We start from the raw sequence: 25,192 nt of genomic DNA on the forward strand, positions 1-25,192 counted from the left end.
TTGTAATTGAAAAGGTAGGAGATTCAACTTCCAATGCGTCATCTAATGCAAAGGCAACTTTCTGTGAGCATTCAGATTATGGTGGATGGTCAGTTTCATTAGGCGAAGGAAAATATGATTATAGTGCCATGATTGCAGCGGGAATTAAAAACGACCAGATTTCATCAGTTAAAGTTCCTGACGGATATAGAGTAATATTATATAATGATGCAGGATTTTCAGGAGGGGCTAAAACACTTTTACAGGATGCATCAGGACTGGGAGACTTTAACGACAAAACATCATCTATAATTATTGAAAAAGTTGACAGAGTTAATTTTAATAACGCAGATACATATATTACATCAATTGCCAATGGAAAAGTTGTTTGTGCTGAAAACGGAGGTAGTGATACTATTGTAGCTAACCGTTCATCATGTGGTGGAGCATGGGAATCATTCCAAATAGTTACAAATGACGATGGAACAGTATCCTTAAGATCAGTTTCTAATGGAAAATATGTGTGTGCTGTAATTGATGAGAAATGTCAGCTATTACCAAGAAGTGATAGCATAGGAACATGGGAAAAGTTCATTATTGAAAAAATATCCGATGGTGAATATGCATTATATTCCATAGCTAACGGTAAGTATGTTCAGGCTAATCTAAATGATGGTGGTAAGTTATATGCTATAAGTGATACTGTTGCAGGAGCATGGGAAGCATTTAAGATTAACAAACTTTAACAAAATGTATATGTAGTTTAAATTACAAAAGGGACACCTCAATAATGGTGTCTCTTTTTATATTGCAAAGTTTTCAATTACATCTTAAAAATTTTATATGTAAAAAGGCATTAATTCGCCAAATTTAGAAAAGTAATAAACAACCCCAGTCATTCTTTTTATTTCTATTCATGTTTATAATGAACAGTGAAAAGGAAATCTTACAAGAAAAATGGAGGAGTATATGAGATACGGACATTTTGACAATGAGAAAAAAGAGTATGTTATAGATAATGTAGCATTACCTGCATCATGGACTAATTATCTCGGAGTAAAAGATACATGTGTCGTTATAAATCATACGGCAGGCGGATATATGTTTTACAAATCGCCGGAATATCACAGGGTTACAAGATTTAGGGGAAATGCAGTTCCAATGGACAGACCGGGGCATTATGTATATATAAGGGATAATGACAATGGAGACTATTTTAGTATTTCATGGCAGCCGGTAGGGAAGCCTCTTGATAAGGCACAGTACAAATGCCGTCACGGACTTTCTTATTCCATATATGAGTGTCTTTACGACAAAATAAAAGCAAGTCAGAGAATGACGGTTCCCATGGATGATGATGTAGAATTATGGGATGTTGTAATAAAAAATACTGATGATAAGCCAAGAAACCTAAGCATTTTTTCATACTGTGAATTTTCATTCCATCATATTATGATTGATAATCAGAATTTCCAAATGAGTTTGTATTGCGCAGGTTCATCCTACGAGGATGGAGTTATAGAGCATGATTTGTTCTATGAAGAGTTTGGGTATCAGTATTTCACATCAAATTTTGAGCCGGATGGATTTGATTGTTTAAGGGATAAATTCATCGGTTTGTATCATACAGAAGACAATCCTATAGCAGTTGTTAATGGAAAATGCAGTGGCTCTTTTGAAAAGGGAAACAACCATTGTGGTTCTTTACAAAAAAATATCATTCTTGAGCCGGGCGAAGAAATACGTTTAGTATTTATGCTGGGAGAAGGTAATAGAGAAAAAGGAAAAGAAATAAGGGAAAAATATTCTAACTTTGAAAATGTGGATAATTCATATAAGCAGTTAGAAGAATATTGGGCAGATAAAATGTCCCGTCTTCAGATTAATACACCAAACGAAGGCATGAATACCATGATTAATATCTGGAATTTATATCAGTCTGAAGTTAACATTATGTTTTCAAGATTTGCTTCCTTTATTGAGTTAGGCGGAAGAACAGGATTAGGATACAGGGATACGGCACAGGATTCCATGACTATTCCTCATTCAAATCCGGAAAAATGTAAAGAAAGAATTCTACAGCTTCTAAACGGACTGGTATCAGAGGGCTATGGATTACATTTATTCTCCCCGGAATGGTTTGAAAAGAAAGAGGAAAAGAAAAAGCCTTTCAAATCACCAACGGTTATTCCGGGAATTAATAAAAAAGACATTATTCACGGTATAGAAGATGCATGTTCAGATGATGCATTATGGTTGATACCATCTATAGTTGAATACATAAAGGAAACAGGAGATTTAGCCTTTGCTGACAGGGAAGTTGATTATGCAGATAAAGGAAGAGACCGTGTATATGACCATATGAAGAGTATACTTGATTTTTCTGACAGAGAAGTAGGAAAGACCGGTGTGTGTAAGGGGCTTAGGGCTGACTGGAATGACTGTCTTAATTTAGGCGGTGGAGAAAGTGCAATGGTTTCATTCCTTCATTATTGGGCAATTAACAGCTTTTTAGAGTTGGCAGGATATTTAGGAAGAGATGATGACGTAGAAAAGTATACAGCCATGGCATGTAAGGTTAAAAAAGTATGCGAAACACAGCTTTGGGACGGAGACTGGTATATAAGAGGAATAACAAAGAATCTTAAGAAAATCGGAACAAAGAATGATGTGGAAGGAAAGGTTCATTTGGAAAGTAATGCCTGGGCAGTTTTATCAGGAGCTTCTGATTATGAACGGGGCATAAAGGCAATGGACAGTGTTCACAAGTACCTTGCAACAAAATACGGAATTATGCTTAACGCACCATCATATACAGTTCCGGATGATGACATTGGATTTGTTACACGAGTATATCCGGGAGTAAAGGAGAATGGTTCTATATTCTCTCATCCAAATCCATGGGCATGGGCTGCTGAATGTGTCCTCGGACGTGGTGACCGTGCAATGGAATATTACAATTCACTTTGTCCGTATAACCAGAATGATATGATTGAAATCAGGGAATCAGAGCCTTATTCCTACTGTCAGTTTATTATGGGGAAGGATCACACAGCCTTTGGCCGTGCAAGACATCCGTTTATGACGGGTTCCGGTGGATGGTCATATTTCTCGGCAACAAGATATATGCTAGGTATCAGACCTGATTTTGACAAACTGGAAATCAATCCATGTATACCGGCAGACTGGAAGCAATTTTCTGCAGTAAGAAAATGGAGAGGAGCTACTTATAATATCACAGTACTTAATCCTGATGCTGTTATGAAAGGAGTTAAGGAAATAAAGGTAAATGGTGAAATTGTTCCTGAAATAAAGGTATTACCGGAAGGAACCGTAAATGAAATAGAAGTGGTTTTAGGATAAAAGTTATAAGAAAGGAAGGAAACTATGATTAAGTTTGGAACCGGTGGATGGAGAGCAGTTATTGGTGATGAATTTATCAAATCTAACATTCAGTTATTAGCAAAGGCTATGTGCAACAAAATGAAGGCTGAAAATAAGACAGATAAAGGAATTATAATTGGTTATGACAAAAGGTTTTTGTCAAAGGAAGCAATGCAGTGGATGGGACAGGTATTTGCAGCTGAAGGTATTGAAACTTTACTTGTAAATAAATCAGCACCAACACCTCTTCTTATGTTTTATGTAGAAAAGCATGAATTGCCTTACGGAATGATGGTTACTGCAAGTCATAACCCTGCAATTTACAATGGTGTAAAGGTATTTACATATGGTGGTAGAGATGCAGATGAGCATCAGACAAAAGAAATAGAGGATTATGCTTCAAAAATTAATCCGGATGATATTAAGGAAATGGATTATGAGGAAGCAAAAAAGGAAGGACTTATAAAGGAAGTATATCCTTTAAATGAATATTTAGATAACATCATTGCAGCTGTAGATATGAAAAAAATCAAGGAAGCAGGATTAAGAGTGGCTCTTGATCCAATGTATGGGGTATCTGAAATACCTCTTAAGACATTACTTCTTACGGCAAGGTGTGATGTAGAAACAATTCATGACAGACATGATACACTTTTTGGCGGAAAACTCCCATCACCTACGGCATCAACATTAAGAGGTCTGATAACAAGAGTTATGGATTATAACTTTGATATTGGTATAGCTACAGATGGTGATGCCGATAGGATAGGTGTTATAGATGATACAGGAAGATTTTTGCATCCAAATGATATACTTGTGTTATTATATTATTATCTGGTAAAATACAAGGGATGGCATGGAGCTGTAGTTAGAAATGTAGCTACAACCCATATGCTTGACAAGGTTGCAAAGAAATTTGGCGAGGAATGTTATGAAGTGCCGGTTGGTTTTAAGTACATTTCAGCAAAAATGACAGAAGTTAATGCTGTAATTGGTGGTGAGTCATCCGGTGGTCTGACGGTTAGAGGACATATAAATGGAAAAGACGGTATATATGCTGCAATGCTTCTTATTGAGATGATTGCTGTAACCGGAAGAAAAATTTCAGAAATCTATAAGGATATTGAAGCAGAATGCGGAAGTATCTACATGGAAGAGAGAGATTACAAGTTTAGTCCTCAAAAGAAAGAAGAAATTCATGAACTTTTAATGATTGAAAAGAAGTTACCGGAATTGCCATATGAAATAGATCATGTATCCTATATGGATGGATGCAAGGTATACTTTAAGAATGGTGGCTGGGTAATTGGAAGATTCTCGGGTACAGAACCTCTTATTAGAATTTTCTGTGAAATGCCTGAGAAGGATGATGCGATTAAAGTATGTGAAATATTTGAAAAATTCCTTGGCCTGAAATAATAAATAGACGTTAAGGAGAATTATTAGGACAATGGACAAGGCAGGAAAAAACGGAAAGATGTCAACAAAATTCAACAATATCAAGGCTTCATTTAATGTAAATCAGTTTAAACAATCTGATTTAACAAGGGGAATGATAAGGGTTATTTTAATGTGTTGGTTTATACCGTGTCTTGCTTTGGCTATTGTTCTTTTTTATGTGGCAGAAACCAAAACTAACGAGCAGATAAATGATACTGTAAATACTTCCATGGAGAATGCTGCTGAAATTTGCAGAACCAATATTATGGCGGCAATTGAAGAGTCTAAAAGAGCCTCTTATGATGGGGTTATAAGAGACAGTTATAATTCATATAAAAAAAACGGCAATGATGCCCAGATGTATGATGAAATATCGTCATATCTGAATAATACCTACAAATATAGCGCCTTAATATCAAATACCATATTATTGTTTAACATGAAAACTCCATATCAGTATTATGCATATAGCAATATGGCAGGTTCTACATATGCTAACATTAATGAATTTATGGCAAATGCACTTTCAACTGTAAGTAGTGTGGCAAAAAATCTTGGAACAGGAACTAAATTTGTTGAAATCTCGAATCACTTATATCTTATTAGAAACATTGTTAATAGTCAGTATAAGCCAATAGCAATTCTTGTAATGGAAATTAACAAAAGTTACATATTTAAAAGTATTGATAATGTGGTATGGGCGCAGGATTCATTAATTTATCTGGAAAATGATATGATTAAGAATTGCAGCTCCTTAGACACAATGGATAGAAAAAAATTATTATATTTTGCCAATGAAAAAGTTATGAACGGTGAAGGAATAACCGATTCAGTTCTTAAATATGGATGCAATAAAAATAAAGGTATGTCATATATCACAATGTCAGTTAATAATCAAAGGCTTTCCTTTGTAATAAAACTTGATAGAGTTGGAATGTTAAGTGAAAATAACGTGGCAGTTTATGTATATATCATAATTATTTTATTATTGATTCCATTATTCTTTGCAACATTTTATTATTTTTATACCAATGTAAGTAAGCCTATATCAAGTCTTGTAAAAGCATCTGAGAAAATCGAAAATGGAGAATATGGATACGAAATATCAGATTTTAACAAGAAAAATGAATTTGGTACGCTTATTGATACCTTTAATCATATGTCCGTAAGTCTTGAACAATCTTTTGAGAGGATTTATGCTGAAGAAATTGCCGTAAGAGATGCAAAAATGCAGGCATTGCAGTCTCAGATTAATCCCCATTTTCTTAACAATACGTTGGAAATTATTAACTGGAAAGCAAGAATAGCCGGCAACAACGATGTAAGTAAAATGATTGAATCGTTAAGTGTTATGATGGAAGCAACAATGAACAGAAATAATGAGTCCTTCATTTCAATAAAAAAAGAGATGGATTATGTTAATGCATATTTGTATATTATTGTTCAGCGATTTGGAAGTAAGTTTCAGTTTAAAAAAGAGGTGGATGAGACATTATTTAATATAAACATTCCAAGATTAATTGTTCAGCCTTTAGTTGAAAATATGGTGGAACATGGTGGTGATATTTATGGCAACAGAATTGGAAAGCTAAAAATATATGAAAAAGAGGATTATTTATATATTGTTGTTGAAAATAATGGAAATATAAGTGAGCATGACAGGAAACAGATAGACAGTCTTCTTAATGATATGGGAAATATTAAAAATCATTCTCATATAGGAATAAGAAATGTAAATAAACGATTAAAGATACTTTATGGGGAAGATAGTGGATTGACAATATCTAATCCCCAGGATAATTTAACGGTAAGTGAGATTAAAATAAAAAAGAGCAAATTAAGTTGATTCTTGTAAAATTGTACTTTGTTGAAATAGTAACGAACAATAACAGACAAAAAATGGCAATTATAAACAAAAACACCACTTTTTTTGTAATAAAATAACCAAATAATATCAAGAAAATACCAATAAGATACATTCACTTATTGGTATTTTTTGTGTAAAATAATTAATGTAAATCAAATAAATGAATCATCGTCATACATAATATACAAAAATGCTGATTCATGAGAATAAGGAGGATTTAATTATGAGAAAAGCGCTAGCTTTAGTATTATGCGGTGCTATGGCAGTATCAATGGTCGGATGCGGTAGCAGCAATTCTGGTAAAAAAACCAGTGATGAAACAAGTAAGAAATCAGTTAAGTTGAGCGTTACAACAACTTATGCAGGTGAGGACACAAATGCACAGAATTACAAAGATGCAGTAGCAGCCTGGGAAAGCAAGACCGGAAACAAGGTTGATGACAGTTCAGCAACATCTGATGAAACATTTAAGTCAAGAATTACAACAGACTTTGAAACAGGTTCAGAACCTGATGTATTATTCTTCTTTAACGGAGTTGATTCAAATCAGTTCGTTGAACAGGGCAAGGTAGTTTCAGTTGATGAGATTAGAAAAGAATATCCTGATTATGCAAGCAATATGAAGGATGATATGCTTGGCGCATCACCTGTAGATGGAAAGAATTATTCAATTCCTGTTAATGGTTTCTGGGAAGGAATGTTTGTAAACAAAGAAGTTCTTAAAAAAGCAGGAGTAGATGTTCCAACAAAAGATACTACATGGGATGAATTTTTACAGATGTGTGAGAAAATCAAGAAAGCAGGATATACACCAATTGCTGCATCATTACTTGAAATTCCACATTATTGGTTTGAATATTCAATTTACAACTTTGATTCACCTACAACACATAACACAGTTCCTGCTAAGGTAGATGATGCTGCAGGAAAAGCATGGGTTAGTGGTTTAGAGGATATTAAAACATTATACGAAAAAGGATATTTCCCGGCTAATACATTAACAGCAAAAGACGACGAAACATTCCAGTTATTCACAAACGACAAGGCAGCTTTCCTTTGCGATGGCTCATGGAAAGTCGGTGGTATTGAAAGTGCTGTTAAGGATCCGGAAAACTATACAGTAACATATGTACCTGGTAAGGGTGATCGTAAATCAACAGATATTATTGGTGGTATTTCAATGGGATACTACATTACAAAGAAAGCATGGGATGATCCTGAAAAACGTGCTGCAGCTGTTGATTTTGTAGAATATATGACAAGCGATGAAATGGTATCTAAATTTGCAGGTACAGGTGTAACAGCATTAAAGAATGGAACAACACCGGCAGATAATATGACTGCTCTTTCAAAAGATGCTGTAACATTTAGTGCAGGTGTAACAGCAATTTCACCTGCTGTTCAGGATAACTTATCAGAAGCAGTTAGAAAGCCAATCTTTGGTGAAATGTCATCAATAGTACAGGGCAAAACAGCCGCTAAGGATGCAGTACAGGCAGTTATCGACAAGCTCAGTGAATAATATTTATAAATAAAGCAGTAAGATGCTTTAGGTAGTAAATTTAAAACCTACAGGGGTTGTTGGTAAACAGCAACCCCTTATATTTTAGAAAGGTTAATGGAGAAAATGAATTCAAGAATTTACAAAAATAAAAAAATGATAATATTTTTCCTTATACCGGCATTCATTTTCATGTTTGTTTTCCTGTATTACCCATTTGTTCAAAACATAATAAACAGTTTTCAACATATTAAATACATGGGAACGACATCTGCTGAGTGGAATAAACCATTTTATATAAATTATATTAAAATATTTCAAGATCCTAAAATGCTTATAGCTTTGAAAAATACAGGAATCATGATAGTTGCAACAATACTTGGAGAGGTAGGAATTGCGCTTATCTTATCACTTCTTGTAAGCAACATCAGGAAAGGTTCAGGATTTTTCAGAGTTGTATATTTCTTCCCAATCGTTGTTTCGGCAACGGCGCTTGGTTTGTTGTTTAACCTTATCTTTCTTTATGATAAAGGTATGATTAACCAGATTTTACAGTTTGTTGGTTATTTAGACGCCTCAACTAATGAACTTATTGACTGGAAAGCAGACCACGCAATATTTACCATGTTGGTACCGGTTATATGGCAATATGTTGGATTTTACTTCATCATATTGCTAACCGGGCTAAGTGGAATACCGGAAGAATTATATGAGGCGGCTTCAATTGACGGAGCAACAAAATTTCAAAGGGCACGATACATAACATTACCACTTCTTAGAAATAGTATTTGTACATGTGTGGTTCTTGCAGTTACAGGTGCTCTTAAAGTATTTGATTTGCCATGGACAATGTTCCCTAATGGTATGTCAGATACATGGCTGACAGGTACATATATGTATGACAATGTATTCTCTGATGTTGACTTTGCGGCAGCAATCGGTGTAATCATTGTTATAATCGGTGTAGTGTTATCTGTTGTGGTTAATAAAATATTTAAAACTAAAAGTGATTATGAAGTGTAGGAGGTAAAGATGGAGAATAAAACCAAAGTAAGTAAAATAAAAATTTCTACAATAATCATCTATATCTTCCTTATTGCATGGGCAATGACAACAATTTTTCCATTAATATGGTCAATTTTAAACTCATTTAAGGATAGAAAGGCTATATATAGCAATTCCTTTTCACTTCCTTTTGGAGATTTGTTTTCATTGGATAATTACGTAAAAATATTTGACAATTACGATATTATAAGTGCATATAAAAACAGTTTCATTATTTCAGGAACAGTGGCTGTGGTTGTTATTTTGTTATCGGGAATGGCTGCTTATGTACTTACAAGATACAAATTTAAAGGAAAAGGTGTTCTTTTAGCGCTTTTGTATGCGGGAATGATGTTCCCAATTTATTCCACAATTATTCCGGTATTCAGATTAGAATCTGCATGGGGATTAGTTAATACAAATAGCGTTGGTGCACATCTTTTATCGGTAATTTTACCGCAGATTGCAGGTAATATGTCATTTGCCATTATTGTATTATCAAGTTATATACAGGGATTGCCTGTTGAATTAGAAGAAGCAGCATATATGGAAGGATGTAACATATTCCAGATTTATTTTAAAGTTATAATGCCTCTTAGCAAGCCATCATTTGTTACGGTAGGAATATTTAGTTTCCTATGGAGTTACAATGATTTGTTCACACAGATGTTCTTCTTAAGAACAAAGGAGAACTGGGCAATTACGGTTTTACTTAATAACATATCTTCAAAAGAGGGTGTAAACTATGGAATGTTATTTGCTTCCGTTACATTAATAGTTGTTCCGGTACTTGTTGTTTACTTATGTTTACAGAAGTACATTATTAAAGGAATGACTGTAGGTGCCGTAAAAGGTTAAAAAATTTGCCATTTTGTGTTAAAATATTAAGAACATAAAAATGGCAAAGGAGAAAAATTATGTATAAAGTTGTCATAGTTGATGATGAGCCAATCATCGTTGAAGGTTTACAAAAGGGGATTGAGTGGGCTAATTGGAATTGTGAAATAGTAGGAACAGGAAGTAATGGATTAGAAGGGCTACAATTAGTAAAGGAATTACAGCCTGATATTCTCATTTCAGATATATCAATGACTAATATGGATGGTTTGGCAATGGTTGCCGCTGTCAAATCAGAATATCCTAATATTGAGGTTTGCCTTCTTACCGGATTTAGAAATTTTGAGTACGCACAGCAGGCTATTAAGCTGGGAGTAACAAGATTTTTACTTAAGCCGTCAAAGTTTGATGAATTAGAGGAAGCAATTGATGCTATGATAAAAAATCTCCAGTCCAAAGGAGATATGGGCGAGGAGTCAGATAGTGATATCTGGGATTTAAATGATCCGGAAGAAAAATATCTCTATGATACATTTATTAAAAACAGAGTCATAGACGAATCAGATTGCGAAGGAAAACTTAAGTTTACTGATGCAAACAATTACATAATTAAAAATGCCATAAAATTTATGTATGAGCATTATGTTTTGAAATTAAGTCTTATAGATGTGGCTGACCAGTGCTTTATAAGTAACTGGCATCTTAGCAAGTTGTTAAATCAGTATACGGGAAAAGGTTTCTTTGAAATAATTAATAGAATTCGTATTGACAAAGCAAAAGAATTATTGAAAACTACGTCATACAAGATTCAGGATATTTCTGAAAAAATAGGTTTTCAGGACGTTACCCATTTTTCAAGAATTTTTAAAAATTATGAAGGAGTGTCACCTAAGGAATTCAGAAATAATACCAACGTATGATTGATAGTGGAAAGGAATCAATATGCGTATTATCAAAGCGGATGATTATTATTCAATGAGCAGAATGGCAGCTAATATTATCTCTGCCCAGATAATAATGAAACCTAAATGTGTTATCGGACTGGCAACAGGTTCGACACCACTTGGAACTTATGCACAGCTTATAGAGTGGTATAAAAAGGGCGATTTGGATTTTAGCGAAGTAACGACAATTAATTTAGATGAATACAAAGGACTATCACCTGAAAACGACCAAAGTTATCGTTATTTCATGAATAAAAATCTGTTTGACCATATTAACATTAAAAAAGAAAATACTTATGTACCAAACGGATTAGAGCCTGACTCTAAGAAAGCATGTGATGAATATAATGAGATTATCAGGAAAAGCGGAGGGGTGGATTTACAGCTGTTAGGTCTTGGAAATAACGGACATATAGGATTTAACGAACCTGATGAGGCTTTTGAAAAAGAAACTCATTGTGTAAAATTATCAGAAAGTACAGTTAACGCAAATTCTCGTTTCTTTGAAAATATAGATGATGTACCAAAGGAAGCATATACCATGGGAATCAAATCAATTATGCAGGCAAAGAAAATTGTTATTGTTGTAAATGGTAAAAACAAGGCTGAAATAGTTAAAAAAGCATTTTTTGGACCGGTAACTCCAAATGTTCCGGCTTCAGTTTTACAGTTACATAACGATGTAACGTTAGTAGGTGATGCAGAGGCTTTAGAACTTATAGATGAATATATCTGATATGGAGGCAAAAAATGCTTATTAAAAACGGTTTAGTTTTTACAAAAGATTTTAAATTTGAAAAAAAGGATATTCTTATTAAAGATGGAATTATAGAAAAAGTAGATGATTTTATTAAAGCAGATAACATTGATGAAAATCATATTGTTGATGCTTTGGGACTTAAGGTAATTCCGGGACTAACGGATATTCATTTTCACGGTTGTGTGGGATATGATTTTTGCGATGGAACTGATGAAGCCATAAGTGCTATGGCAAAGTATCAGTTAAGTAATGGTGTTACAAATATCTGTCCTGCTACAATGACATTACCATTAGAAAGGCTTAAAAAAATTTGTTCAGTTGCAGCTAATCACAAATCAGGTGAAGGTGAGGCTGTTTTATGTGGAATTAATTTAGAGGGTCCATTTGTTTCACCTCATAAGTGCGGGGCGCAAAATCCGGAATATGTCCATAAGCCGGATGTGGAATTTTTACAGGAATTAATTAAGGATTCTAAGGGACTTACAAAGCTTGTGACCATTGCACCGGAAGTAAATGGTGCCATTGATTGTATAAAGGCTTTAAAAGATAAAATTTCATTTTCAGTAGGACATACAATTGCTAATTATAATGAAGCAAAATTAGCCTTTGATATGGGAGCTAATCACGTTACTCATCTCTATAATGCAATGACCGGTCTGACTCACAGAGAACCGGGAGTTGTAGGGGCAGCTGCAGAAAATGAAAGGGTTATGGCTGAAATGATTTGTGATGGCATACACATTCATCCTGCGGCAATTAAGGCAGCATTTAAGATGTTTGGAGATGACAGAATTATTCTTATAAGTGACAGTACCATGGCATGTGGTATGCCTGAGGGTGAATACGAACTAGGCGGTTTACCGGTTTACTTAAAGGATAAGGCTGTAAGACTTGAAGATGGAACATTAGCAGGTAGTGCCACAAATGTTTATGAATGTATGGTAAACATTATTAAAATGGGCATTCCTGAATGCAGTGCCATAAAAGCAGCAACATATAACCCGGCAAAATCTATAGGCATTCTTTCAGAATGTGGTACTATAGAGGACGGAAAGAGGGCAGGAATTGTTCTCATTGATGAAAATTATGATATTAAAAAAGTAATCAGATAAGTGTATCTTAAATTGAAAATTGTCAATTTATAAGTTATAATCTTATTTATGAGAAAGATTACATTAGGAATACTGGCTCATGTAGATGGTGGTAAAACTACTCTCTCTGAGTCAGTATTGTATTTAACGGGAAAAATAAGAAAATTAGGTCGTGTTGACCATAAAGATGCATATCTGGATAATTTTCAGATGGAAAGAGACAGAGGAATAACGATTTTTTCAAAGCAGGCAGTCTTTGAATATAAGGATATGGAGGTAACATTATTAGATACTCCGGGGCATGTGGATTTTTCCACTGAGATGGAGCGAACATTGCAGGTATTAGATTATGCTGTTCTTCTTGTAAGTGCATCAGATGGCATACAGGGACATACTGAAACATTATGGAAGCTTTTAGCCAGGTACCAGATTCCAACTTTTATTTTTGTAAATAAAATGGATATGCCAAATGTAAGTGGCGATTTTGTTTTACATGAATTAAAGGAAAAATTTGGAGATAATATTGTAAGATTTCAGGGAGATGTAGGCATATTAGAAGATATAGCCATGACTGATGAAAATGTTTTAGAGGAATATATGGAAACAGGAAATATCAGTCAGGAAACCATTACTGAACTTATATTTGGCAGAAAGCTTTTTCCATGCTATTTTGGTGCGGCTTTAAAGCTTGAAGGAGTTGAAGATTTGTTAGAGGGGATATGTAAGTATACCTTTGAAACTGTGTACAGTGATAAATTCGGAGCAAAAATATATAAAATATCAAAGGATAATAACGGCAACAGACTTACCCATATGAAAATCACCGGTGGAAAGTTGTCTGTTAAGGAAAGCATTAAAGGAAGCAGTATAGATAGCGGTGAGTGGGAAGAAAAGGTAAATGAAATAAGAATTTATTCCGGAGAAAAATCCCAGCCTGTAGGAAGTGTTGTGGCAGGAGATGTATGTGCCGTAACTGGCCTTACCAAAACATATTCAGGTCAGGGATTGGGTCAGGAAGAAGAAAGTGAAACCCCTGGTTTAATACCTGTTCTTTGCTACAAAATTATTCCACCTGATGAGGTTAATATTAATCAGGCATATTTAAAAATAAAGGAATTAGAGGAAGAAGACCCTACCCTGCAATTAAAGTGGAATGGCGAAAAACAGGAAATAACAGCAAACGTTATGGGGCCTATTCAGATTCAGGTTTTAAAGCAGCTTATTAAGGAACGGTTTGACATGGATGTTGAATTTGATTCTGCCGGAATTTTATATAAGGAAACTATAGGGGATTCGGTAATTGGTGTTGGGCATTTTGAGCCTTTAAGACATTATGCAGAGGTTCATTTATTGTTAGAGCCGGCTGAACCGGGGAGTGGAATTATATTAGACTCAAAGGTTAAAGAAAATGATTTGGCAAAAAACTGGCAAAGGCTTATTCTTACTCACTTAGCAGAAAAAGAGCATAAGGGAGTTTTAACAGGTGCACCAATTACTGATATATGTATTACTATTGTTGCCGGAAAGGCACATTTAAAGCATACTGAAGGTGGTGATTTCAGACAGGCAACATACAGAGCCGTAAGACAGGGGTTAAAAAAGGCAAAATCAGTGCTTTTAGAGCCATATTATGATTTTACTTTGGATGTTCCGTCAGATTGTGTGGGAAGAGCCATGAATGATATTAGCAGAATGTACGGCTATACAAATCCACCACAATTGTCTGAAAGTAATGCCACCCTTAAGGGCTATGTACCGGTATCGGAAATTTGGAATTATATAACGGAAGTCAACGAGTATACTCATGGTAAGGGAAGACTTACCTTAAAATATAAAGGCTATGCACCTTGTCACAATGAAGAGGAAGTTATTAATGAAATAGGATATGACAGTGAAAGCAATGTAAATAATCCTACAGGGTCTGTATTTTGTGCCCACGGCGCCGGATTTAATGTCCCGTGGGATTTGGTGGAAGATTATATGCACCTTAAGGATGAGACTAATCTTAATAACATAGAGGTTGGGGAAATTACAACAATTAATATTGATACTCCGTCTAAGACCCGGTTAAATACTTATGCAGGAGACAAGGAATTAGAGGAAATTTTTGAGAGAACCTTTGGCAAAATAAAACGAAAAAAAATTGCTACACCTACTGTTAGAAGATATGACAGTAAACCTAAGGTTTATAAAGGAAATAATAAGAATAATCTGGCAGAATGTGTTTTGGTAGACGGGTATAATATTATTTTTGCGTGGGATGAATTAAAAGAATTAGCTAAAGACAACATTGACGGGGCAAGGGATAAGCTTCTTGATATTATGTCTAATTATCAGGGATATAAAGGCTGTACCGTTATAGTTGTATTTGATGCTTATAATGTAAAAAGGCATACTGAAACAGTATACAAACATGATAATGTGTTTGTAGTGTATACAAGGGCAGCTGAAACAGCAGATATGTATATAGCAAAAACTACCCACAAAATGAGTAGCAAATATAAAGTTACCGTTGCCACATCAGATGCCCTAGAGCAGCTGATTATTATGGGACATGGGGCACTAAGAATGTCTGCGATGAATTTCTTAGAGGAAGTTAAAAGAGTTGAAAACCTTATTAGCGAAAGCATAAATAAAGGAATTTAAGAAGAAGGGGCTGTACTTTAACATAAATGTTATAATACAGCCCTGTTTTCTTATTTTATATATTCTTTTAACCAGTAGCTTATCTGTATTATATATGCAAGCATCTGTGGACCTGCCATTAGCTGCCCATACCACGGCTTTCCGTAATCTTTTGGACTTTTTATAAAATTTACAAGTTTTTCTTTGTCAATTATTTCACTTAATTTTGGATTTGCATGAAATTCCTCTAAGGCAAGATTGCCTAAGAGTTTTTCATAATCAGGGTCATATGTTTTAGGATACGGACTTTTTTTACGGTACAAAACTTCTTTTGGAAGATAATTTTTCCCACATTCAACTAATAAACTTTTTGCCTGATTATTGTAACATTTGTATTTCCATGGAACATTAAACACATATTCTAAAATCCTGTAATCCGCATAGGGAACACGGGCTTCAAGTCCTGAAAACATACTACATCTGTCCATACGGTTTAAAAGTGTCATCATAAACCATCGTACGTTTAAATAACAGATTTTTCTCCTGCTTCTTTCAATTTTATCATCATCAATTAAATCAGGACATTCCTTAATGGTATTTAAATATTTTTCATTAATATATTCCTTTAAAGGAAGCTCTCTTATAAAATCATCTTTAAAAAGACAGGTTCTTGCATCTAAATCATAAGACCATGGAAAGGTAGCCTGATTTAGCATATCTTCCCTATGAAACCATGGATAACCTCCAAAGATTTCGTCAGCACATTCGCCGGTAAGGGTTACTTTACACTCCTGTGAAACTAAATTACAAAAATAAAGCATTGAAGATTCCACGTCAGCCATACAAGGCATATCCCTTGCAATCATGGCTTTGTATAAACAGTCAATCTGGTCTTTATTAGTACACTCAAGGTAGGAATGGTTACTGTGAATATGATTAGCCATAATATCCACATAAGGTCTATCCTGGGTGCTTTGGAAGGAACTTGCCTTAAAATTCTTATTATTACCTAAAAAGTCAAAGGAATAGGTGTTTAATTTATCAGGGGCAAGTTTTTTTGCCACAATGGCTGAAACTAAACTGGAATCAAGACCTCCGGATAAAAAAGTACATATTGGAATATCTGAAACCATTTGTTTTTCAATGGCATCTTCGATTAAATAGGAGCAATGGTTAACTGTATCCTCATAGTTTTCAGTGTGAGGCTTAGATGTAAGCTTCCAATAGCATTTGTCACGGCACAAAATATTTTTATGGGAATCACAGGTGATTTCCATAAAATGTCCCGGAAGAAGTTCTTTTATGTTTTCAAAAACGCCATTTCCCGGAGTATGGGCAGGACCTAAGCCGATAATTTCGCACCAGCTTTCCTTATTTAATTCCGGCCCAATTCCGTAAGCAAAAATTCCCTTTATTTCTGATGAAAATACAAACTGATTAAAGTCGTAATGGTAAAATAAAGGTTTAACTCCAAGATGATCTCTTACAATAGTTAATGTGTTATCTTCGTATATTGCAAAGGAAAAAATCCCGTTTAGCTGGGAGAAAATTCTATGACCAAATACAAGGTAGCAGTACAAAATAACTTCGGTATCGCTGGTTGTTTTCAAAGTGACGGAGTACTCCTTTAACTTTTCTGTAAGCTCAGAAGTATTGTAAAGCTCCCCATTATATATAATAGTAGCAATCCGGTTACGATACATACAGGACATAGGCTGATGCCCGCCTTTTAAATCCCTAATGGAAAGGCGGGTGTGGGCAAGACCTGCAAAACCTTCTAAATATATATCATCGTCATCCGGTCCACGGTGTTTTATTGATTTTTTCATATTAGTTAGTTTATTTGTAAGCAATCTACAGGAATGCTCATTAAACACGTCATATTTAGTTTGAAAAAAACCGGCAATACCGCACATAAAAAACTCCTTTTACATAATTGTCACATGTGGACTCTTAATAACAGGCTGAATTTGTCTTCCACTAAGAGCTTTTTCAATGGTTTCTTCAATTAAATCTACATGCGCAATCATAGAATTGGGCTTAGATATATAGTTATCCTGGCCAAATGGCACAAAGTAAATGTTCTTGGTATTTAATAGAATACCAATATTCTTAAGATTCATTCCCAGTGCGTCATTTGTACTTAAAAAAATAACCAGAGGACGGTTATTTCTAAGATGAGCCTTAGCTGCCATAAGAACAGGTGTGTCTGAAATGCCGTTTGCCAGCTTTGACAATGTGTTACCGGTACAAGGTGCGATAATCATAAGGTCAAGCATTGATTTTGGCCCTATAGGTTCAGCGTCAGGTATGGTAACAATTGGCGGATGCCCACTGATTTTCTCTGCAAGACTTAAAAAGTCCTTACATTTTCCAAATCTTGAGTCCGTTGAGGCAGCGTTATCTGAAAAAATCGTGATAATGTTTGCTTTTGTGTCAGCAAGGTGTTTCAGCTCTTCAAATACCTTCTTGTAAGTACAATATGAGCCTGTAATTCCAACACCAATATTCTTATCCTTAAAGTTATGAGCCATTTATCCCAGTCCTTTCTGTTTTAAATATGAAATAATGCTTTTAGCAATTAATTCCCCGGCTGCCTTAGGAGCTGTTTTTCCCGGCAGTCCGGAGCATGTAATAAGGGATATTCCATATTTTTCTGACAATTTTTTATCAAAGCCATATGGATAGCCTGCAATTTCAAAAAGAACACAGGATTTTTTTAAAAGACTCATGTTATATTCTGTGAAAATGACTTCAGGAACTGTATTAATTATAATGTCAAATTTATTAAGTCCCATGGAAAAATCGTCTTTTTCTAAGGTTTTGTATCCATATGATACTGCCTGACTTAAATGTTTTTTTGTATGGTCATATATGGATACATCACAATTTAAGTTAAAAAGTCTCGAAGCAATATTAGTTCCGCATTTTCCAAAGCCTAAAATAAGCACCTTTGAATTATTAAGGGGAAAATCCGTATTTTTAATAATCTCACCAATTAATCCCTCGGCTGTAAGCATGGCATTGCTCCAGACCACATCTTCATCCTTTAAAACATCAATTAATTTAATATTTTTAGGAAAAAGTTTCATTATATTCTCACTGATGCTACCGGCAAATACAATTTGTTTCGGTTTTAAAAGTCCTAGAAATGTATCCACCGGAAAACCGGTATAGTAGTCGCAATTTATATATTCATTATTTTTCACAAATGGAGTTCCTGCAACAATTATGTCAGTATTATTAAAATCCATGTTTGTTATTATTTCGGCATTATATCCGTTATTTTTCAAATATTCTTTTATATAAAACTGTCGTTTGTCACCTGAAATAATAGAAATAGTTTTCATAATAACCTCCATGCTATAAAATATGCTGAAATTATTTATCAGTGATTAAAATAATAAAAAAATTGTCAGTGCCTCCAATAATATATTTTTATTTTCACTATTAAATGGTATACTGTAAGATATTTGAAATAATGCTTTTGGAGGAAAAGATGGAAAAGAAGAATATAAGAAAAAAGTTAAAAATTACTGCATTAATATTTAATATTCTGGTAATAGCGGCATTAGTATTTTTAGAGGTTGTTTTTTATGATATTGCCTCATATAAAAACTATCTGCTGTTAGAATATCTCCCGGTTAAGTATATTGTTTTTGCCGAGATATTTCTTGTGGTAATTTCAATTATTCCTTTCGTGGTAAAGAGAGGATTTAAAAGTAGGATTTTCTCAATTGTTTTGTCATTAATACTTATTGTAGCAATGGTAACATCAGGTATTTTAGGTATAACATATAATTCAAAAATCAAAGGCATGTTTACTAAAACAGAAGAAACCATTGATGAAATAGTTAAAAACTCTTTATTAGCCACAGACGAATATGGTGTGTATGTTCTTAAAGAAAATAAAGCCGAAAAGTTAAAACATGCCCTTAAGTATAAATTCGGATATAACAGTCAGTTTTCATCAGAAGATATTAAAAATGTTTTAAATGCCATAGAAACTGAACTTACAGCTATTGTAGATAACGAAGAAATAAATGACCCTGTTACATTAGCGCAGGAACTCCTAGAGGGAAATGTTGATGCAATTATTCTTAACCAGTCATTAATTGATGCCATTGAATCAGCAGGAGATGACACGGATGATGGAAAGAAAAATGGCAAATATTCTGATTTTACAGACAAGATTAAATGTATTTATACAACTACAGTGGAAAATGCCGTTGCCCAAATGAATGATAAGGGTAATGCCACAAAAAGATGTTTCAATGTATATTTAAGCGGAATTGATACAGAAGGAGACGTTACCGTTAAAAGTAGAAGTGACGTAAACATTATTATGTCAGTAAATCCTCTTACAGGTAACATTGTTCTTATTTCAACACCGAGAGATTACTATGTACCATTATCTATATCCAATGGTGTAAAGGACAAGCTGACCCATGCAGGAAATTATGGAATTGATGTATCTATGGACACTCTTAAAATGATTTATGGTATAGATTTTGATTATTATGTACGACTTAATTTTACGGGATTTGTTAAAATAATTGATGCCTTAGGTGGTATAGACGTTGATTCTGATTACGCATTTTCAGCGGCAGGATTTAGCTACAAAGAAGGTCTTAATGAAAATTTAAGCGGAATAGAAGCCCTTTGGTTTGCAAGAGAAAGACATTCATTTGCTGCAGGTGACCATCAGAGAGGTAGGGACCAGATGAAAGTAATTGAATCTGTAATTGCCAAATGCCAGTCACCTGCATTACTGAAAAATTATGACAGTATTTTAAGTGAAATTAGTGAATGCTTTCAAACTAATATGACAAAGAAAAGCATTAAATCTCTTGTAAGGTTTCAGTTAAACCGTGCACCTAAGTGGAAAATAACCCAGTACAGTGTAAGCGGTCAGGGAACATCAGATTACACATACAGTATTCCAAATCAGAAAGCATATGTTATGGTTCCTGATGAAAATACCATTAATACAGCTAAGCAGCTTTTAGAGGATAATAAGGAAAATAAGGATATAAAAGAGCCTGAAAGTACAAAGGAGTAAATTAATGGAGAAAAATAATAACCTTAAGAATGAAATAATTTCAACAAAAGCAAATACCTTAAAGGCATTAGAGAAAATTATCACAAAGGCGTTTATTGAAGAAATGCTTATTATTGTGGTAGAGGACTACGTAAAAAACAAAAGAGAGGTTGCCCTTAACATTGGGAAAAAGTTTAAGGGAGCAAAAATTGTTGTAAGAAGTTCATCTACAAACGAGGACTGTTACAAAAAGTCCAATGCAGGTCATTACACCAGTTTGTTGGATGTAGATTCATCTAATGTTACATCTGTAATAAATGCAATTGATGATGTTATTGCGTCCTATTCATCAGACATTGATGATATATCAAATCAGCAGGTATTAATTCAGCATCAGGCAGTGGATGTAGCATACAGCGGGGTATTATTTACTTACGATATTCAGGGTCAGAGACCATATTATTTAATTAATTATGATGACAGCGGCTCAACGGATTCCGTTACCAGTGGTATTGGTGGAAAAACACTTTGGATAGCAAGAAACACCCGGTTAAACGAATTAGATGTGGAATGGTGTAACTTACTTACGGCTGTTAACGAAATTGAGGAACTTCTTAAGATACCCCTTGATATTGAGTTTGCCATTAATAAAAAAAATGAAGTTATTATTTTTCAGGTCAGACCTTTAGTGGCTAACTTTTCAAAAAATAAAAAGGCTTCTGAGAGTTTTAATGTTTTTTATGACAAAATAAATAATCTGAAAAATGATTATCGAAACATAAAGAATATAATAGATGGCAATTATATGATGTTTTCCGATATGGCATTTTGGAATCCGTCAGAAATTATTGGAACAAGTCCAAGAACATTGGATTATTCACTATATAGATTTATTATAACGTCAAAGGCATGGAATGAAGGTCTGGTACCTATGGGATACAGGCGCTTAGACGACGAGCTCATGTACAAAATAGGTGTAAAGCCATATATAAGTCTGGAATATTCATTTTATTCCCTTATACCGGCTAAGATTGATGAAGAGCTGGCTCAAAAATTAGTTTCATTCTATTCATCTAAGTTAAAAAAAGACGTTACGGCACATGATAAGATAGAATTTGAAATTGTATATTCCAGCTATGACTTTAACACTTATCTTAGAACTACCGAGTTGTTAGACTATGGTTTTTCCAGCAGTGAGAGAAAACAAATAGCGGAAGCACTTAAAGAGCTTACATTTAATAATGTATCAAATTACAATGAAATTTCCGTTAATGATACCGGTGACATTAAGAAACTTGAAAGTATAAGGAAACGGATTAAAGACAGATATGAGAATTGTTCTAACCCTCAGGAGTTGATTAAAGTTATAATTGAACTTCTTGAAAATATAAGAAGATTTGGAACACCACAGTTTACCCGTCAGGCAAGAATGGCTTTTATAGCAAGAAGTTTTTGCAGTTCCCTTGTGGCATCAGGATGGTTTGTTCAGGAAGATATAGATAATTTTATGAAGGGAATTACCACTGTATCTTCAGATTTTGAAAAAGATTACCAGGAATATTCTGCCGGTGAAATGACAAGAGATGATTTTAACAGCAAGTACGGTCATTTAAGAAGTGGCACATATGACATAAGAACCGACAGTTACAATCAGATGGTATTTAGACCGGTTACAGGAACTTACAAGCCTCAAAAGGAAAAAGCAATAAAGACAGGGCTTAACGAGGAAATTCTGGCAAAAGCATTATTATCTATTGATTTTGACATACCTGCAAAGGATTTTATTCATTTTATGACAACGGCAATAGAAAGCAGGGAGTATTTTAAATTTGAATTTACAAAATCCCTTAGTCTTGCCATTGACTTAATACAAAGTCTTGGAAAAATATTAAATATTGACAGAAATGATTTGTCCTGGATTTCCGTTGAGGATTTAGAGGATTGCAGAAGACTTGGAATAAAGGAAATAGAAGCTTTTCTTAAAAATGTAATAAAACAAAATCAGGATTATTACAATGAGTACTCAAACATAATTTTACCTGATGTAATTTTAAACGAAACAGGTATATCTGTTATTCCGGTAAATAAAGCAAGACCTAACTTTATTACTTCCAAAAAAGTAGAAGGTGAAGTTGTAAATTTAGAGCATGAAACCGATGAAGACCTTATGGATAAAATCGTAATGATTCCAAAGGCTGATCCGGGATATGAGTGGATATTTACTAAGGGAATTAAGGGCTTTATTACAAAGTACGGTGGAATGGCATCCCATATGGCAATAAGGTGTGCAGAATTTGAAATACCTGCTGCCATAGGATGTGGTGAAAAAATATATAATTATGCATCAGGCATTAATTACATGGAATTAGACTGTGCCAACGGCATTATCAAAGAGGGCATACAATGTGAGGATTTAAGGGCTCTTATTACCCAAAGAGAGGGAATTAATCAATATGGAGACCCTACAGATGTGTTAGAGGCAGCATACATTAGATTTTATGAGCTATTGGGCTTTATTCCACAGCCTGCGTCTAACTATGTAAAAAATGTCGGAAAATTGTTTGAGAGACAATGTGATCTTTTAATAGTAGCCGGAGGAGGAGCACTACCTGTTAAATATTATGACAGAAGCCATAATGAGGAATTGCAGCCCCACCGTGATATTATGGAAGATAAACTTATTAAGCATTGTATAGGGGAAGGTATACCTATTATTGCCACCTGTCGTGGTATGCAGTATTTAAATGTTTTGTTTGGTGGAAAACTACTTTATCATCCTACTCTTGAAAGTGACAGACCAAGGGGAGTTGATCACAAGGTTTATCTTGTTGAAGAAAACAGGGAAATATGGGTTAATAATTTCCATCAGGATGTGGTTCCGGCAGATGGTCTGGCACCATGTTTCAAGCCTCTTGCCATAGACAGGGAAAACAACACCATTGAGGCATTTGGTTCAGACGAAATGAAAATTCTTGCATTACAGTGGCATCCGGAAAGAAAATTTGCTACTGCAAATGCTCTTGAAGATACAAGACGTTTGGTTATTAATTTTATACAGCGTCATATTAAATAATTGGAAATGAGGAAACTTTTATGAATACAATCAGCGATAAAAAACTTCTGTGCTGGTCACAAAAATATAATCTTGAGAATTTAATTGTGGCAGGCTACCAGGGTGGATATCCTATTATACAATTTAAACGTAGAGATGACATGCCGGTAGTTAATATGTCAAAACGTGAAATAAATTCCATTATAAGAAAAGCAGAAACCTATGGTGGAATCGAATTAGGGGTTGTATACAATCTTAGAAAAACAGCCTTTATTCTTGTAAATGATGACACAATAGTTATTTGTGGACATGAATATGTATTAGACAGAATATTAGAAAAAATCTTCTAATACAATGTAATAATTTTAACCAAATAATTTCAAATTAAAATATAAATGTAACAAATTTGTAATAATTTATTGACAAAACGTAATAAATGCTGTATAGTACTTCTTGTGCACAGGATAAGTGCATAGAGAAGGAGTGTATTTATGAATAAAACAAAACTCATTACTGGCATTGTTTTATTTGCCATGACACTTGTTATTACGGTTTCAAGTTGTTTCTATGGTAATGAAATAAACAATGATGTTAAGCTTACAGAAGATAAGGTTAAAGCTTTACAGTCAGTTAATGCAGACATTATTACTAAATCTGTTAATCAGGTTAGTAAGTTATCTACAAATGTTCTAAACACAAATACAGCAGCCACCAATAATTTATTAGCAGATACTTCAGAAGAGCCAATAGTTATTGAATCAAATGATTCAATAAAAATCACAAAAAAGAAGTCCAAATCTTCTAAGAACAAGAAGAAAAAGAAGAAGAAATCAAAGAAAACGGCTAAGAACAAGAGAAAAAAGAAAAAAAGTAAATATATAAAGGTTGGAACATTTAAAGTTACAGGTTATTGCAGTTGTGCAAGATGCTGTGGAAAGTCAACAGGTATTACCGCATCAGGTACCGTGGCAACGGCAGGAAGAACTATAGCTGCAGATACATCACAGTTTTCATTTGGCTCAAAGGTTGTGATTAACGGTCACACATATACTGTTGAAGACAGAGGTGGTGCTATCAGAGGAAACAGAATTGATATATTCTTCAGTTCCCATTCAAAGGCTTTAGACTGGGGTGTAAGATACTGTGACGTTTATGTAAAAAGATAAGAACACATAAAAAAGGAGCTTTACTATAAGTTCCTTTTTTACGTTATTGAAATAGAGTTCCATTTAGTGTATAATTTTAACAATTGTGTATAAAGTAATAAAAACCGGAGGCAAAAGATGGCAATAGACACAGAAATTAATGAAAAAGAAAAAGCAGAATCAAGGAATTTTATTGAGCAGATAATTGACAAGGATTTAGAAACAGGAAGATTTGACCATGTTCAAACAAGATTCCCACCGGAACCAAACGGATATCTTCACATTGGACATGCAAAATCAATTCTTTTAAATTATGGACTTGCTAAGGAATACAACGGCAAGTTTAACATGAGATTTGATGATACAAACCCTACAAAGGAAAAGGAAGAGTTTGTTGAATCCATATTAAAAGATATCAAATGGTTAGGTGCAGACTGGGAAGACAGATTGTTTTTTGCATCAAATTACTTTGAACAGATGTA

Annotated in this window: 18 protein-coding genes and 1 pseudogene; 16 read left to right on the forward strand and 3 right to left on the reverse strand. The window is 34.2% G+C overall.

All coding sequences use genetic code 11. The features are described 5' to 3' along the window. From Q5O30_RS06590 to Q5O30_RS06640, 11 genes and pseudogenes are all read left to right on the forward strand, one after another. A pseudogene (locus tag Q5O30_RS06590) lies at positions 1 to 725 on the forward strand (hypothetical protein); the annotation flags it as partial. Positions 726 to 948: 223 nt separating this feature from the next. Next, positions 949 to 3,342: a GH36-type glycosyl hydrolase domain-containing protein gene (locus Q5O30_RS06595; RefSeq protein WP_021952960.1), complete on the forward strand. Its 2,394-nt coding sequence runs from the start codon at positions 949 to 951 to the stop codon at positions 3,340 to 3,342. 24 nt (positions 3,343 to 3,366) lie between these two features. Next, positions 3,367 to 4,782: a phosphoglucomutase/phosphomannomutase family protein gene (locus tag Q5O30_RS06600; protein WP_021952961.1), complete on the forward strand. Its 1,416-nt coding sequence runs from the start codon at positions 3,367 to 3,369 to the stop codon at positions 4,780 to 4,782. 31 nt (positions 4,783 to 4,813) lie between these two features. After that, complete coding sequence (locus Q5O30_RS06605; RefSeq protein WP_021952962.1) at positions 4,814 to 6,649, forward strand: sensor histidine kinase; 1,836 nt, start codon at positions 4,814 to 4,816, stop codon at positions 6,647 to 6,649. Positions 6,650 to 6,893: 244 nt separating this feature from the next. Next, positions 6,894 to 8,192, forward strand: coding sequence for an ABC transporter substrate-binding protein (locus Q5O30_RS06610; RefSeq protein ID WP_021952963.1), 1,299 nt, complete (start codon positions 6,894 to 6,896; stop codon positions 8,190 to 8,192). 321 nt (positions 8,193 to 8,513) lie between these two features. Beyond that, positions 8,514 to 9,194, forward strand: coding sequence for a carbohydrate ABC transporter permease (locus Q5O30_RS06615; protein WP_370553111.1), 681 nt, complete (start codon positions 8,514 to 8,516; stop codon positions 9,192 to 9,194). A gap of 9 nt (positions 9,195 to 9,203) precedes the next feature. After that, the gene (locus Q5O30_RS06620) at positions 9,204 to 10,073 is read left to right on the forward strand and encodes a carbohydrate ABC transporter permease (protein WP_021952965.1); all 870 of its coding nucleotides are present in this window, start codon (positions 9,204 to 9,206) and stop codon (positions 10,071 to 10,073) included. Between the two features lie 59 nt (positions 10,074 to 10,132). Next, complete coding sequence (locus Q5O30_RS06625) at positions 10,133 to 10,972, forward strand: response regulator (RefSeq protein ID WP_021952966.1); 840 nt, start codon at positions 10,133 to 10,135, stop codon at positions 10,970 to 10,972. 22 nt (positions 10,973 to 10,994) lie between these two features. Further along, positions 10,995 to 11,732, forward strand: coding sequence for a glucosamine-6-phosphate deaminase (nagB, locus tag Q5O30_RS06630; RefSeq protein ID WP_021952967.1), 738 nt, complete (start codon positions 10,995 to 10,997; stop codon positions 11,730 to 11,732). A gap of 14 nt (positions 11,733 to 11,746) precedes the next feature. Then, positions 11,747 to 12,868 carry an N-acetylglucosamine-6-phosphate deacetylase gene (gene nagA / locus Q5O30_RS06635; protein ID WP_021952968.1) on the forward strand — a complete coding sequence of 374 codons (1,122 nt, stop codon included), beginning with the start codon at positions 11,747 to 11,749 and terminating at the stop codon, positions 12,866 to 12,868. 48 nt (positions 12,869 to 12,916) lie between these two features. After that, the gene (locus tag Q5O30_RS06640) at positions 12,917 to 15,493 is read left to right on the forward strand and encodes a translation factor GTPase family protein (RefSeq protein ID WP_021952969.1); all 2,577 of its coding nucleotides are present in this window, start codon (positions 12,917 to 12,919) and stop codon (positions 15,491 to 15,493) included. Positions 15,494 to 15,543: 50 nt separating this feature from the next. Here the strand turns inward: Q5O30_RS06640 and asnB are convergent, their stop codons facing one another. The 3 genes from asnB to Q5O30_RS06655 are packed head-to-tail and all read right to left on the reverse strand — an operon-like array spanning position 15,544 to position 18,822. Beyond that, positions 15,544 to 17,388: an asparagine synthase (glutamine-hydrolyzing) gene (asnB, locus tag Q5O30_RS06645; RefSeq protein WP_021952970.1), complete on the reverse strand. Its 1,845-nt coding sequence runs from the start codon at positions 17,386 to 17,388 to the stop codon at positions 15,544 to 15,546. Positions 17,389 to 17,400: 12 nt separating this feature from the next. Next, on the reverse strand, positions 17,401 to 18,006 hold the full coding sequence (locus Q5O30_RS06650; RefSeq protein WP_021952971.1) for a dipicolinate synthase subunit B: 606 nt from the start codon (positions 18,004 to 18,006) through the stop codon (positions 17,401 to 17,403). Continuing rightward, a complete protein-coding gene (locus tag Q5O30_RS06655) occupies positions 18,007 to 18,822 on the reverse strand; it encodes a dipicolinate synthase subunit DpsA (protein ID WP_021952972.1) in 816 nt (271 codons plus the stop codon). A 149-nt stretch (positions 18,823 to 18,971) separates the two neighbouring features. Here Q5O30_RS06655 and Q5O30_RS06660 point away from each other — a divergent pair, with 149 nt between their 5' ends. From Q5O30_RS06660 to Q5O30_RS06680, 5 genes are all read left to right on the forward strand, one after another. Then, positions 18,972 to 20,534, forward strand: coding sequence for an LCP family protein (locus Q5O30_RS06660; protein ID WP_021952973.1), 1,563 nt, complete (start codon positions 18,972 to 18,974; stop codon positions 20,532 to 20,534). Positions 20,535 to 20,538: 4 nt separating this feature from the next. Next, on the forward strand, positions 20,539 to 23,586 hold the full coding sequence (locus Q5O30_RS06665; protein WP_021952974.1) for a gamma-glutamyl-gamma-aminobutyrate hydrolase family protein: 3,048 nt from the start codon (positions 20,539 to 20,541) through the stop codon (positions 23,584 to 23,586). A gap of 20 nt (positions 23,587 to 23,606) precedes the next feature. Then, positions 23,607 to 23,915 (forward strand): hypothetical protein, encoded by a 309-nt coding sequence (locus tag Q5O30_RS06670; RefSeq protein ID WP_021952975.1) that lies wholly within the window; start codon positions 23,607 to 23,609, stop codon positions 23,913 to 23,915. Between the two features lie 141 nt (positions 23,916 to 24,056). After that, entirely contained in the window at positions 24,057 to 24,731 is a 675-nt protein-coding gene (locus Q5O30_RS06675) for a 3D domain-containing protein (RefSeq protein ID WP_021952976.1), read from the forward strand. 117 nt (positions 24,732 to 24,848) lie between these two features. After that, positions 24,849 to 25,192, forward strand: a 344-nt coding sequence (locus tag Q5O30_RS06680) for a glutamate--tRNA ligase family protein (RefSeq protein WP_302674629.1), incomplete at its 3' end; no start/stop codon positions are given.

This window comes from Eubacterium sp. CAG:161, from assembly GCF_000432355.1.
GTDB lineage: Bacteria > Bacillota > Clostridia > Lachnospirales > Lachnospiraceae > Eubacterium_G > Eubacterium_G segne.

Excerpts from the sequence above, each read along its gene's own strand:
- nagB (WP_021952967.1), top strand. The coding sequence starts at position 10,995 with ATGCGTATTATCAAAGCGGATGATTATTATTCAATGAGCAGAATGGCA.
- Q5O30_RS06595 (WP_021952960.1), top strand. The coding sequence starts at position 949 with ATGAGATACGGACATTTTGACAATGAGAAAAAAGAGTATGTTATAGAT.
- Q5O30_RS06620 (WP_021952965.1), top strand. The coding sequence starts at position 9,204 with ATGGAGAATAAAACCAAAGTAAGTAAAATAAAAATTTCTACAATAATC.
- Q5O30_RS06655 (WP_021952972.1), bottom strand. The coding sequence starts at position 18,822 with ATGAAAACTATTTCTATTATTTCAGGTGACAAACGACAGTTTTATATA.
- Q5O30_RS06600 (WP_021952961.1), top strand. The coding sequence starts at position 3,367 with ATGATTAAGTTTGGAACCGGTGGATGGAGAGCAGTTATTGGTGATGAA.
- Q5O30_RS06610 (WP_021952963.1), top strand. The coding sequence starts at position 6,894 with ATGAGAAAAGCGCTAGCTTTAGTATTATGCGGTGCTATGGCAGTATCA.
- Q5O30_RS06625 (WP_021952966.1), top strand. The coding sequence starts at position 10,133 with ATGTATAAAGTTGTCATAGTTGATGATGAGCCAATCATCGTTGAAGGT.
- Q5O30_RS06665 (WP_021952974.1), top strand. The coding sequence starts at position 20,539 with ATGGAGAAAAATAATAACCTTAAGAATGAAATAATTTCAACAAAAGCA.
- Q5O30_RS06640 (WP_021952969.1), top strand. The coding sequence starts at position 12,917 with ATGAGAAAGATTACATTAGGAATACTGGCTCATGTAGATGGTGGTAAA.
- Q5O30_RS06675 (WP_021952976.1), top strand. The coding sequence starts at position 24,057 with ATGAATAAAACAAAACTCATTACTGGCATTGTTTTATTTGCCATGACA.
- asnB (WP_021952970.1), bottom strand. The coding sequence starts at position 17,388 with ATGTGCGGTATTGCCGGTTTTTTTCAAACTAAATATGACGTGTTTAAT.
- nagA (WP_021952968.1), top strand. The coding sequence starts at position 11,747 with ATGCTTATTAAAAACGGTTTAGTTTTTACAAAAGATTTTAAATTTGAA.
- Q5O30_RS06605 (WP_021952962.1), top strand. The coding sequence starts at position 4,814 with ATGGACAAGGCAGGAAAAAACGGAAAGATGTCAACAAAATTCAACAAT.
- Q5O30_RS06650 (WP_021952971.1), bottom strand. The coding sequence starts at position 18,006 with ATGGCTCATAACTTTAAGGATAAGAATATTGGTGTTGGAATTACAGGC.
- Q5O30_RS06660 (WP_021952973.1), top strand. The coding sequence starts at position 18,972 with ATGGAAAAGAAGAATATAAGAAAAAAGTTAAAAATTACTGCATTAATA.
- Q5O30_RS06670 (WP_021952975.1), top strand. The coding sequence starts at position 23,607 with ATGAATACAATCAGCGATAAAAAACTTCTGTGCTGGTCACAAAAATAT.